Raw genomic sequence first — 13,096 nt, 5'->3', positions numbered from 1 at the left:
AAGTGGAACGTGTTGAATTTGAAGATCACGACGTGCACCCCGTTGACAGCGCGTCACGTGACCAGTCTTCTGCGCCGGGCTTCACCCCGTACCAGCATGATTCGGCTGCCGTACCGGCCTTGGCACAGCTTGTTGACATGGCTTGCGAAGGAGCCGAGGGCTTTCTCGAGGTGGGTATCAACGTACAGGAGCTCGCTGCAAAGCCGACGCCGCCCCTCGACCCCGCTGCGGTGCGCGAACTGGTGACGACTTTCGCGTATCACCTTTCGGTGATGCCGCTCGGATCAGCTCAGCCCGGCGCATCCCTCGTGCCGCTCGATGGACCGGCTATTCCTAGAGCACTGAATGATTCCGACGATGAAGTTCGTGCCCTGTGGCGGGAGCTAGCGGGCAGCGTCACGCATCCTGCGGCACGGGCGCGCTGCGCTGATATTCTCTTCACCCTCCGCCTTGTTAATCCTCGCGATGCGGCTGAGCAGGCCGCTCATGGTTATCTTAACTTGGTCGGCGGAGACTTCCGGATGACCGAGCAGAGCCATGCGTTGCTTCGCGCCTGGACGCTGGCCCGCTCTGTCAAGCTCATACTACTAACGCAACAAGTGGCCTCCGTCATGTTCGATACAGCACAGGACGCACTGAGACGCCAAGACGCCCCCCATGTTTTTGTGAATCTGCTGGATACGCTTACGGCGCCGCAGCGGAAAAAGAATGCCCAGCCAGTGGATCCGAGGGTGGACGATCTGCTCGATCGGGCATTGTTGACGTACACCGATACGCATATCATCGCCCAGGTTGCGAGACTGGTGCGCAGACGAGCTGTGGGCGACGACTCGCGTATTCGGAAAGCTAGTGAGGCAGAGGTGACAGCCTATCTGAACGACGCTGATCGAGCAACCGATGGGATCGTAATCCGGGCCCACCTGAACAATGCAGCTTCAAGGGCGCGTCAGCTAAATGTGCCCGCGCTGGAGAAGGTTGCAGTCTCCCGTCTACAGTCGGCGCCACCTGTGGAATGGAAGACGATAGGGGCTGAGATCAAGATCCCGAACACCCTGTTCCGCAGCTATCTGCGCCCGTTCGAGCGTGCGGACACATGGCTTGCTGCTCTGGGGTACTGGTTTCATACCGATTCGCCCAGCGGCACGCTCGCGGTTAACGAACGCACGGCACGTGAAGTTTTCCATGAGTCTGTGTTTAGCCGGCTGGTTACGACTGTTATGTTCGGCGACAACGACCTACCGAAGAGGGTTCTTGGCGACGATGATGACGCCCTCCAGCGGGAGCTCATCCGTGTTGAGACCATGAACATTCACTTGCACGGGATCGTTCTGGCGGATGCTCTGGATCTCATCAAGACCCGCTTTGGCATTCCGTCGTTCGAAGAGCTGAACATGTCGCTGGTTGACTCAGGGGTCCATCCGGACTTTGCGCAAGCCCTGGCAAAGGCTTTTATATTCTACTGGGTTGGTGAGTTTGAAGCCAGTGCTCACCTGGCAGTCCCCAAGGTCGAAGCGGCAGCTCGCGCGCTTCTGCTACAGCTCAACGAACCCCTGTACCGAACGGCAGTCGGCGATGGGAGCGGCCAGTTCCCTGGGTTGGGAGTTCTCCTCGATCCGTTGACAGAGAACGAGTTCGATCCGGACTGGAGACGCTTTCTCGAAACATTCCTACTTGGAGAAGGAATGAACGTCCGTAACCTCATCGCCCACGGATTCATGAAAGAAGTAGGTCGTGAGAGGGCGGCCCTCGGTCTGCGAGCACTCGCGCTATTGGCTCTGATCACTTCTGCCGATTCTGTAGATCGTGATGAGGCATCCGTACATGCGGCCCTGGCCAGTCCGCATGGTGCCCCCTCGCGTTCGTGGAGGCAACGGGCCGTAAATGCTGTAAGAGCTGCATGGATCGAGCTTCGTAGGTAACTGAGTGGTCTGCGCCCAAGGTCGGCCGCGGCGCTCCGCCAGAGCTAAACTTGTCTGAGCGTCTAACTGCGTGACAACGCCAGCAAACGGCGGCGAACAACCGCGAACGCGTGCGGACCATCGGCGCAGATGAGCGGCACACCAACCCAAGGAATACCCCTCACCCAGTTGCTTCGGGACGAAGAGGTCGTGGGTTCAAATCCCGCCACCCCGACGTACGTTAGCGCTATCGCATCAGATGTCAGTGCGGCGCGGCCCCACTCGAAGGAACACTCCTTCGACCCCGTTAGCTGCCCCCATCTGAGCATTCCGTTGTACGGCGTCCCAGTAGAGCGAGGACTTTGAGTAGCGGGGCAGTGGCAGGGTGGTCAGGCCCCAGCTTCGCCTCAGTGATCGTCAGTGCCTGCTCAGCCAACGGCAGCGCCTCGGAGTACCGGCCCAACACGAAGAAAATGCCGGCCAGGTTCCCCGAGTACCGGGCGGTGGTGGGGTGTTCGGAGCCTAGCGTCGCCTCAGTGATCGTCAGTGCCCGCTCAGCCAACGGCAGCGCCTCGGAGCCCCGACCCACCGCAGCGAAAATACTGGCGAGATTGCCGAGCCGCTGAGCGGTGGTGGGGTGTTCGGAGCCTAGCGTCGCCTCAGTGATCGTCAGTGCCCGCTCAGCCAACGGCAGCGCCTCGGAGCCCCGACCCATGGCAAAGAAAAGAATCGCGAGATTGTTCAGCCGTTCCGCGGTGGCGGGGTGGTCAGGCCCCAGCGTCGCCTCAGTGATCGTCAGTGCCCGCTCAGCCAACGGCAGCGCCTCGGAGTGCCGACCCATGGCGAAGAAAAGACTGGCGAGATTGTTCAGCCGTTCCGCAGTAGTGGGATGTTCGGGTCCCAGGGTGGCCTCAGTGATCGCCAGCGCCCGCTTTCTCAGCGGCAGCGCATCTGAGTGTCGTCCCAAATCGGAGAAGGTGCTTGCTAGATTATTCACCCGTTCCGCAGTGTCAGGGTGATCGGAGCCAAGGGTGGCCTCGGCAATCGCCAGCGCCCGCTCCTCAAGCGGTTGCGCATCCGCATACCGCCCTAGATCGGTGAACGTGCAGGCGAGGTTTCCTAGAAGCACGGCGGTGTCGGGGTGGTCGGAGCCAAGGGTGGCCTCGGCAATCGCCAGCGCCCGCTCCCGCAGCGGCAACACATCCGCATACCGACCTAAATCAGAGAGTGTGCGAGCCAGGTGTCCTAGCGCCCGAGCTGTGTCAGGGTGGTCAGGCCGTAGCGTCGCCTCAATGATCGCCAGCGCCCGCTCAGCCAACGGCAGCGCCTCGGAGTACCGACCCATCGCAGCGAAAATACTGGCGAGATTCCCTAGCACCCGAGCGGTGGTGGAGTGGTCGGGGCCCAGCGTAGCCTCGACGATGGTTAGCGCCCGTTTAGCGGGCGGTAGCGCCTCAGCGTGCCGACCTAATGCGGAGAAGGCGCTCGCGAGATTGTGCAGTTGTGCGGCCGATTCGAAGTGGTCGAGCCCCAGAGTGACCTCAGCGATGGCCAGCGCCCGCTCGCTCACCAACAGCGTGTCCGAGTGCCGCCCCAGGTTGTTAAAGGTCTCGGCCAGTCCGTTCAGCAGCTGCGCAGTGTCAGGGTGATCGGGTCCCTGCGTCGCCTCGGCTATGGCCAACGCCCGCTCAAGTAGCGGCAGTCCCTCCATTGCTTGCCCCCTAGCGGTCAAATAGTTACCCGCCCTGCCCAGCAAAGCCGATAGTTCGTTCGGCATAGCGGCGGCAGAGTGATACGCAGTGGCCGTGCGGATATGGGGCAGCAAAGCCTGCCAGTACGGCCATGCGTCCACTTCCCGGGGGTTCTGCTCGAGAGCCGTGTCTAGCAGCAGTGTGACCATCGTGGCGCTGGGGTCGGGGGGTGCTGTGGACGGGGTGGCCGAGCGGCGCCACGGGAAGTAACGACGACGGCGGCTGGCGCATGGAGCAGGCTGTGGTGCGGTGCTGCGCACAACTGTTTGCAGGAGTCGGTGGACGGTCACGGTGGTGTTGGTCAGGTTGATCAGGCTGTAGGCCAGCAGGAGCCCTAGGGCTTGGTCCACCTCCTCTCGGGTGGTCAGGGCGGTGTCCAAGACGTCACGGGGTAGGGGAGTGGGGGCGCAGTAGGCCAGGATGCGCAGAAGCGCAACGGCGTCGGGGCTGGTGTTGTCAAGGGTGTCCAGGGTCACGGACCACAGGCGGGCGATGGTGCGCTGATGTGGCCCGCCCGGGGTAGACGTAGCCAGAACGCCGGCGGGATCAGCGCGCAAGCGCTGAAGGTAGCGAACCGGTGCGGTACGGGTCTGCGCGAGGTAGGCGCCGGCCTGCTGCAACGCCAGCGGCAAATGTCCCAGTTCTTCGGCCAGCTCCCTCCATACGTTCTCGTCCGCTGTGACGTTTTCCCCGGCCACGCCGCGCAGCACCGTCAAGGAGGCGTCCGGGTGCAAGGGATCCAGTCGCAACACCGTGCTCATACCCGGCCAGGGCACATCCCGGCGGGTGGTCACCAGCACCCGCCCTGTTCCCAAGCGCCCCAACCAGGGCGCGATGTCGTCGGGGTCGTTCACGTTGTCCAGCACCACAAGCCAGCCGGTGCGGCCCTGCAACCAGGTCACCGCCCAGTCCGCCGCCTCCTCCAGCGGCAGCGCGGCATGCACCGGACTAACCGCCGCGGCCAGCCGCGCCAGCCCGTCCACCACCTGCTCCGGGTTCTCCGCCACTACCCACCACACCGGCCCACCGCCAGCCGCCAGATGCGCCCGCGCGTGATGCAGCACCAGCGTGGACTTGCCCACACCCCCCATCCCGCGCACCGCCTGTGCCATCATCCCTGCCCCGCCCGGGGGCAGCGCCGCCAGTTCCTCGCCCCGCCCCTCGAAGACTTCACTATCTACCCGTGGCAGGTTGTGCAACCGGGCCAGCTCGTCCGCCTCCACGCCAGGGGCCAGCGCGCCAGGAGCAACCACTAGCGTGCGCTGATCGACCCGGGTGCCATCACCGGACACCATCACACCTGGGTTACTGCCCGCCGCGATGGAACGCTCCCCGCTCGCCGACACGTTCTCCGCCGACGTCATCGCTGGACCGTGCTCCCATCACCCATCACGATCACGCCCGAGTTCTCCCCCACCGCTACCGAACGCTCCCCCGACGCCACCGGCCCAGAGCCCGCACCAGCCGGGGACGGGGGCGAGGAGGGAGCCAGCGCCGACGCAGCCCACGCCCCAAGCAAACCCGCGACCACCGCCCCAGCACCGCCGCCCACCGCGATCCGCTCAGCCCGATCCCACGGCAACACCGTGTCACCCACCCACACGCACCCACCGAACACGATCACCGCTCCCGCGATCACCAATAACCAACGCGTCACCGAAGACATTCCGATCCCTCCCGCAACAACTCGGCCCCCATCATCGTCCGCCATCTCAGCCATCCGAAAGGTGAACCCATACTCCCGCAGTACAGCAGCGGGGTACAGCAACCACCGCGACCGCTGCCGGCCGGCGTGAGCCCGAGACGGCCGGCTGACCACCTGGGGAGACCTCAGCAACCGTGGTGCCCGCAGTTCGCAACGAGGTCGCACTTCGCCGCACCAGATGCGCACCAGATCGGGCGCTGCACAGCGGTCAACGGCGGGTATCTCAGGCAGTTCACGAAGCCGCCCGCAAGGGTGTATCCGCAGGTCAGACAACAGGTGACGCCCCAACCACCGCTGATTCCCAAGCTCAGAGCGCGAGTTCGATTCTCGTCGCCCGCTCTCGCAGGCAAGGCCCAGGTCAGGGACGCTGTCCCGTACCTGGGCCGTTCTGTTGTCCGGGCCCGTTGGCCGCCGCGTGCCGGGTCCGTGCCAGCTCCGTGCCAGATGCTCCGTCGCCGCGCTTCCTGGCAGCGGCTTCACGCTGTGCCCGCACCCGGGCGTCAAACGCTTTGGGCGATTTCCTGTTGCCGTTCACGGTTGGAGTGCCGGTAGATCATGGCCGCCTTCTCCTCCGCGATCACCCGCGCCATTCCCCAATACCGTCCCACGCCATTTCCACCATGCGAAGAATGTACCCATTCCCCATCCCTTGGCTCAAGGCATCCGCATGATGAAGAGCAACCAACATCATGTCCACTCCACCCGCCTTGTTAAGCCTTTCCCCGATAATCCTGACCTCACCACGTCCGTCATTCAACGCCGTCGCGCCAATGAGAACCAGCCTGTTCACCAAGGATTTGTACACCGAGTCGAACTGAGGGTTTATCAGGCGTGCCAGCTCGATATAACTGATCAGCTCCCCTTCGGTCCTGCGAGGCCATCGGATGGTCGGCCAACGAAAACGCCGCCGACGAGTGTAAAGATTGAACGGTTCGCGCGCTGGCCGCGTCGCGACGATAAAACCGACGAGCAGCACAAGACCAGTTAGCAATGCCATCGACACGACGTCCATGCATCAACTCCCGCGGTCATGACGCCCGGCGAGGAAGATACTTTCACCCTCTCGGGACCCCTCCCGGGATAGAACGGGGCAGCGCGGGTTCGGTAGCGGCGCCGGGAGGCCCCAGAGGAATCCCATACATGCGGTGGCGTGCCAGTCGCGTGCCAGAACGGTCGGAGAACCACGGTCAGCGACAGGCACGACGAAGCGTTCGAAGCTGCCGGCTGAGGTGGCGTTCGCTCAGGTCAACCGGCATACGATGATTGCCCGCCGGCCGGCCGGTGGGGGTGGCTATGCTCCAGGCTGGTGCGTGGCCGGGGGACAACGGCCGAGTCGTACGGGGGCGGGGAGTTGGCTGGACGACGGGTGCTGCGGCACCGTGCGCGATGTGCCGCGTGGCTGCTCGCCACGGCGGCCGCGATCACGTGCGGCGCACTGAGCGTGTGGTCGTCCACGAGGGACCGTGGGCCGTTCGCCCCCGAGACGTCGGTGAGCCCGACCGAGTACGTGGTGTGGGCCGTCCTGACCGGCGTATGCGGGCGAGCCGCGTCGCGCGGGCTCGTGCTGCGCGGCGACGAGGCCGTGCTGGTGGGGCTGGTCAGGACTCGTCGGGTGCGCTGGGCGGACGTCGTGGAGGTCGAACTCGCACAGCGCACGGGCAGCACGCAGCCGGGCGGACGGTGGCGGGTCGCGCTGCGTATGCGGGACGGTACCGCCCGCTGGGTGCCGTCGTTCGTCCACGGCGGGATGGGGTACCAGCGGGGGCCCGAGTTCGGGCCAGGCGACCGGGGGCAGTACGGGAACGTCTTCCACCACGCGCCCCCGCACGCCCCGAAGGAACTGGCCCGCCTGCACCACGCGTTGCGCGACGCCTGGCTGCGCGCGGGAGGCGTGCCCCGGACACCCTCACGGCCGGACGGCCGAAGGCGACGTCCCGAGGGCCGTAGGCGCCGCGCGGGCCAGGACGGCGGGGCACGGTGATCGGCGGTCAGGACAGAACGGGGAGCATCGGGTGCGGGGGTCGGGATGGAGACGGGGACGGTGGCTGACGGACGGGGCACAACACGCCAACATCGGAGCGCTGTTGCTGATGTGGCTGGTGTGCGCGCCGGTGGCGTGGTTCGTCCTGCAACTGGTCGAGGACGTTCCGGTGCGGCAGGCGAGGATCATCGCGGCGGCCTTCGACTGGCACGGCGAGGAGGGCACCGTCACCGTCAGCGAGTCCAAGCGGGTGTACGAGGGAGGGGGCCGAGGGGGAGGCAGTATGCGAACGCACTGCTTCGGCACCTTCGTCCCTGACGACGGCACGGCGCCGTTGACCAACATCCGCGTGCACGTGGGGGACTGCGAGATCGGGCGCGTCGCCGAGGCGCGGCTGATCCCCAAGGACCTGGGGAGTTGGGTGATACCCAACAGGACGGACCAGGCCTACGCGGGTGACGGTTGGGGCCAACCACTGGTGCTGATGCTGTTCATGGGCCTCTTCCTCCTGATCGCCGGCGGCCCCTTCGTCCTCTGCGCGGCGCTCTTCCCCGTGATGATCCTCCTGGCCCTCTACCGCCGCTGGCGCCCCACCGCCGACTGACCTCACCGGACGGTCAGCACCCAGGCCCTCGTCGTGCTGCCGCCCGCGTCGTCGGCTGCGGTGTCCCCTGGTAACCCGTTGCTCCTCGTTGCCTTCTCTGAGTAGTGTTTGGTCGCTTTTGGGGAGCACTGCCTGGGGGGATCATGGCGCGACCGTCTGACTGGTCACCGGTGGACATGGACCGGGACCCGACGCCTGGGGACCCGGACGAGGTCCGCGAACTCGCCGACGATCTCCAGGAGTTCGCCGACGACGTCGGCGAGGCGCTGGGCAAGATCCGGGGGTTGGCGTCCGAGCGCGCCGTTCTGGACTGGGCCGGCCTGTCCGCCGACGCCTTCCGCCGCGAGTTCGACGGCGTGCCCGACAACCTCACCAAGCTGGAAGACTCCTACAGTCTTTGCGCCCAAGCACTCCACACCTACTGGCCCAAGCTCCAGACCGCCCAGGGCATGGCCGACCGCGCCCTGGACCGGGCGATCTCCGCCCAGGCCGATCTCACCGCCGCCCAGTCGGCGCTCGGGGATGCGCAGGACTGGGTCGGCCGGGCCGGCGACGAGGCCGAACGCCTCCAACGCGAGGGCGAACGCGACAACGTCGAGCCCCCGGACGAGGCCGACGTCCGCGCGGCGGCCCGCGACCAACAGGCCGCCGAGGCCGCCGCCGGCGCCGCCCGAGCCCGCGTCGACGACGCCCAGGAACGCCTGGCCGCCGCCCGCCAACTCGCCCTCGACGCCCAGGAGATGCGCGAAGAAGCCGCCCGCGAATGCGCCCGCGACATCGACGAGGCGAGCGACGCCGGCATCCAGAACCGCAAATGGTGGCAGAAGGCCATCAAATGGGTCACCGACAACTGGGACACCCTCGTCGAGATCTGCAAGGTCATCGTCGCCGTCCTCGGCATCGTCGTCATGATCATCGGCGGCCCCCTCGCCTGGGTCGTCCTCGCCGCCGCCCTCGTCGTCCTCGCCGACACCCTCATCAAATACGCACGCGGCGAAGCCGGACTCCTCGACGTCGCCTTCGCAGCACTCGACTGCATCCCCGGCATGAAGGGCCTGACGACGCTGGGCGGGTTGGCCCGTGGGCTGCGGGGCGCGGCGTCGACGGGCCTGCGGGGGTTGCGCCAGGGAGCGTTGGGGCTCGGCCGCAGCCTGCGGCGTTCCGGGCGCGGCGCGGACGACCTTGTCTGCCGCACCGACCCCATCGACATGGCCACCGGCGAGATGGTCATGAGCGAGACCGACGTCGAGTTGCCCGGCGAGCTGCCGCTGGTCCTCCGGCGTCACCACCGGTCGCGTTTCCGGTCCGGCGGCTGGTTCGGCCCGTCCTGGACCTCGACGCTCGACCAGCGCCTGCTCCTCGACCCCGCCGGCCTGCGCCTGGTCACCGAGGACGGGATGATCCTGGACTATCCGCGTCCCGACGTGGAGGAGTCCGTCCTCCCCGTCGAAGGGCCGCGCTGGCCGCTGCGCTGGGAGAGCGGGCCGGGTTCGCCGCTGGTGGTCGAGCGCGTGCGGACGGGTGAACTCCTGCACTTCGCACCCGTGTCGGGCCGGTCGGGGAGTGAACTGCCCCTGGTCGCGATCACCAGTCGCAACGGGAACCGCGTCGATGTGGTGTACGACGGGTCCGGCGCACCCACCGACGTCGTCCATCAGGGCGGCTACCACATCGGCGTGACGACGCGGGACGGCCGGATCACCGCGCTGCACCTGCTCAACGACCCCGCGCGCCCGCTGCTGCGGCGCTTCGGATACGGCGAACGGGGCGACCTCACCCAGGTCTTCAACTCCTCCGGTGCCGCAACCGAGTTCAGCTATGACGAGAAGCACCGCATCACCGGCTGGCAGGACCGGAACGGGGTCTGGTACCGGTACTCGTACGACGAAGACGGCCGTTGCGTTGCCACCGACGGGATGGACGGGCTGCTCAGCAGCCGCATCGCCTACGACACCGAGGCGAACCAGACGCGCTTCACCGACGCGCTGGGCCACACCACCGTCTACCAGTTCAACGACAGCTACCAACTCGTCACCGAGACCGACGCGTTGGGGCAGCGGACCGCTCGCGTCCACGACCGTTATGACCGGCTCCGGTCGTTGACCGACCCGCTGGGTCGGACCACGTCCTACGAGTACGACGCGGGCGGTCACCTCGCGGCGATCGTGGAGCCGGACGGAACCCGTCACACCCAGGAGAACAACGAACTGGGCAAGCCGGTCGCGGTCACCCAGCCGGACGGCGGCGTCTGGCGGATGGCCTACGACGAGCGGGGCAACCTCACCTCGGAGACCGACCCCACCGGCGGCCGGATCGCCTACACCTACGACGCGACCGGGTCCGTCGTCACCATCACCGACGCGGCCGGCCGCAGCGCGCACCTGGAGAACGACGCGGCAGGGATGCCCGTGTCCGCCACCGACGCCGAGGGGTCCGTCACCCGGCTGGAGCGGGACGCGTTCGGTCGCGTCATCGCCAGCACCGCACCCGACGGGCGGGTCGAACGGTCGAGTTGGACGGTCGAGGGCCTGTTGGCCGAGCGCGTCCGCCCCGACGGCGGGATCGAGCGCCGCCGGTACGACGGCGAGGGCAATCTCCTCGAACACGTGACCCCGGACGGCGCCGCGACTCGGTTCACCTACTACGGACTTGACCTGCTCAGCGGCAGGATCAACTCGGACGGCACCCGGCTGGGGTTCACCTATGACAGCGAGCTGCGCGTCACCACGGTGACCAACGGGGCTGGCGCCACCTGGAGTTACACGTACGACCCGGTCGGGCGACTGACCCGCGAGACCGACTTCGAGGGGCGGACCCGGACCTACCGCCACGACGCCGCCGGTCAGTTGCTGGAACGCGCCAACGCCAGCGGCCAGGCCATCCGCTACGTTCGCGACCACCGCGGCAAGATCCTCGAACAGCACACCCCGGAAGGCACGACCACGTTCGCCTACGACCCGCTGGGTCAGGTGCGGCACGTGCACGCCCCGGGTGTCGAACTGGCCTACGAGCGCGACCCGTTGGGTCGCATCCTGGCCGAGACCTGCAACGGGGCAACCGTGCGTTCCGAGTACGACGCACGCGGGCGTCGTATCCGTCGCGTCACCCCGTCGGGTCATGAGAGTCGCTGGGAATACGACGACCGCGACCAGCCCACCGCCGTCGAGAGCGCCGGCCGGCGCATGACGTTCGCCTACGACGACAGCGGCCGCGAGGTCGAACGCCGCGTTGGCGAGTCCAGCCTGAGCCAGACCTGGAACGACGCGGGACAGCTGGCCAGTCAGACCCTTCACGCGGGTCACGGGCCCACCGGGCGATCGCTGCAACACCGCGCCTACACCTACCGCCCCGACGGCGCGGTCAGCGCCATCGTCGACCGCCTCGGCGGCGACCGTTCCATCGACCTCGACGACCGGGGCCGGATCACCGGCGTGCGGGCGGCAGGGTGGACGGAACGCTACGCCTACGACGCGGCAGGGGACCTCGCCGACGCCGAACTGATCCAGGGCGGCGAGGGGCCGGAACGCCGCCGGTCCGACATCAGCTACCAACATGACGCCCAGGGGCGCGTCGTCGTCCGCCGCCGCAAGCGCCTCTCCCGGAAGGCCGACGTCTGGCACTACACCTGGGACAGCCAGGACCGGCTCGTCGCGCTCACCACCCCGGACGGCACCCGCTGGACCTACCTCTACGACCCCTTCGGCCGCCGCCTCGCCAAACGCCGCATGGCGGCCGACGGCGAGACCGTCGAGTCGGAGACCCGGTTCCACTGGGACCGCTTCGTCCCCGCCGAACAGGCCGAGACCACCGCCGAAGGCGACGTCCGACGCACCGTCTGGGACTGGGAACAGGACCGGTTCACACCCGTCACCCAGATCGAGAGCGTCGCTCTCCGGGACCGCCCCCAGGAGTGGATCGACGAACGCTTCTACGGCATCGTCGCCGATCTCGTCGGCACACCCACCGAACTCCTCGACGAGACAGGCGAGATCGCCTGGCAGCAGCACGCCACCGTCTGGGGCGCCCCCCGCACGCGGCCAGGCGACCAACGCGCCTACTGCCCCCTGCGCTTCCCGGGACAGTACGCCGACGCCGAATCCGGCCTGCACTACAACTACCAACGCCACTACGACCCCGACACCGGCCAGTACGCCACCCTCGACCCCCTCGGCCTCGCCCCCGGCCCCAATCCGCGCGGCTATGTCGACAACCCCCAGACCGCCGTCGACCCGTTCGGCCTCGCCCCCGACTGCGAACGCGCCCTCGCGGCGGCGCGCGAGCGCGCCAACCTCGAACAGGCCCGCCCGGGTGCGAACAAGCACACGCGTCCCACCAGCTCCGCCGGCCTCACCGTCACCGACGCCGCGGGGAACCAACACACGTTCACCGGCGCCAGCATCAAGGGCGGCGGCGACCACAACCTCCACCCGGACGTCCGGGCGGCCTACGACCGGGTTCCGGCGGCGATCCGAGAGGATGTCGGCAACCAACACAGTCGATGCGGAGAGGCCGAAGCGCTTAGCGACGCACTCAACGCCGGAGTCGACCCACGGGGAGGCACCATGGCGGCGGTGAACGTACGCGCGGAAGGTAATCCTCGCCACGGTGAGATCAAACCAATCTGCGACTCGTGTCAGCACGTGCTCGATCAATTCGGAATCAACGGATTAAGGCGACCATGACGACTCAGGAAACGCACAGATGGTCAGAGAACACGGAGCGGGCCCTTCGCGCTGCCGGCTGGTTCCCGGGGCGGCAGGTGGAAACGGCGCACTGGGAGGCTGCTCTCGAAGAGCGCGGCGGATTCGAGATCCATCGGGCGGCGCGTGTCTTCCTGCAAGAGTTCGGAGGTCTTCAGGTCGAACGTGCCCCTGCGATGAGTGCACTTGGACGCACGCCCTTCGTCCTCGATCCGCTCGCGGCCGAGTGGGAGGAGGAGATCTTCGACGTTCTCGGCGAGCAGGCGGGTGTGCCGCTCTACCCTGTGGGCGCTACCGATCGAGGTGGAATCTATCTCGGCCTGTCACCGAAGGGCGCGATGTACTCGGGCTTGGACTACGTCCAACTTGTAGCGGAAACACCGGACGCCGCTCTTGAGCGACTCGTGGAAGTTGAGCGTCGCAACTCCTGACAGGAACTCTGCCGGCTCATCCTTCC

Annotated in this window: 7 protein-coding genes; 5 read left to right on the top strand and 2 right to left on the bottom strand. The window is 67.1% G+C overall.

Annotated elements, in window-relative coordinates; all coding sequences use genetic code 11:
- The first annotated feature begins 2 nt into the window (after window positions 1–2).
- On the top strand, window positions 3–1,919 hold the full coding sequence (locus tag FH609_RS31790) for a hypothetical protein (RefSeq protein WP_226961830.1): 1,917 nt from the start codon (window positions 3–5) through the stop codon (window positions 1,917–1,919).
- A 286-nt stretch (window positions 1,920–2,205) separates the two neighbouring features.
- Here the strand turns inward: FH609_RS31790 and fxsT are convergent, their stop codons facing one another.
- Both fxsT and FH609_RS20155 read right to left on the bottom strand, forming a co-directional pair.
- Window positions 2,206–5,013, bottom strand: a complete 2,808-nt coding sequence (gene fxsT, locus FH609_RS20160) for an FxSxx-COOH system tetratricopeptide repeat protein (protein ID WP_139672508.1) — start codon at window positions 5,011–5,013, stop codon at window positions 2,206–2,208.
- 918 nt (window positions 5,014–5,931) lie between these two features.
- Window positions 5,932–6,366: a hypothetical protein gene (locus FH609_RS20155; protein ID WP_139672511.1), complete on the bottom strand. Its 435-nt coding sequence runs from the start codon at window positions 6,364–6,366 to the stop codon at window positions 5,932–5,934.
- A 477-nt stretch (window positions 6,367–6,843) separates the two neighbouring features.
- Between FH609_RS20155 and FH609_RS20150 the strand changes: the two genes are divergently transcribed.
- From FH609_RS20150 to FH609_RS20135, 4 genes are all read left to right on the top strand, one after another.
- Window positions 6,844–7,335 carry a hypothetical protein gene (locus FH609_RS20150; protein WP_139672515.1) on the top strand — a complete coding sequence of 164 codons (492 nt, stop codon included), beginning with the start codon at window positions 6,844–6,846 and terminating at the stop codon, window positions 7,333–7,335.
- A 103-nt stretch (window positions 7,336–7,438) separates the two neighbouring features.
- Complete coding sequence (locus FH609_RS20145; protein WP_139672518.1) at window positions 7,439–7,939, top strand: hypothetical protein; 501 nt, start codon at window positions 7,439–7,441, stop codon at window positions 7,937–7,939.
- A gap of 143 nt (window positions 7,940–8,082) precedes the next feature.
- Entirely contained in the window at window positions 8,083–12,621 is a 4,539-nt protein-coding gene (locus FH609_RS20140; protein WP_139672521.1) for a DUF6531 domain-containing protein, read from the top strand.
- Complete coding sequence (locus FH609_RS20135) at window positions 12,618–13,070, top strand: SUKH-3 domain-containing protein (protein WP_139672525.1); 453 nt, start codon at window positions 12,618–12,620, stop codon at window positions 13,068–13,070. Before FH609_RS20140 ends, FH609_RS20135 begins: the two co-directional genes overlap by 4 nt.
- The last annotated feature ends 26 nt before the right edge of the window (window positions 13,071–13,096 follow it).

Source organism: Streptomyces sp. 3MP-14 (genome assembly GCF_006334905.2).
Classification (GTDB): domain Bacteria; phylum Actinomycetota; class Actinomycetes; order Streptomycetales; family Streptomycetaceae; genus Streptomyces; species Streptomyces triticirhizae.
Note: the sequence above shows the minus strand (reverse complement) of the source record. Positions and strands in the feature narration are given on the sequence as shown.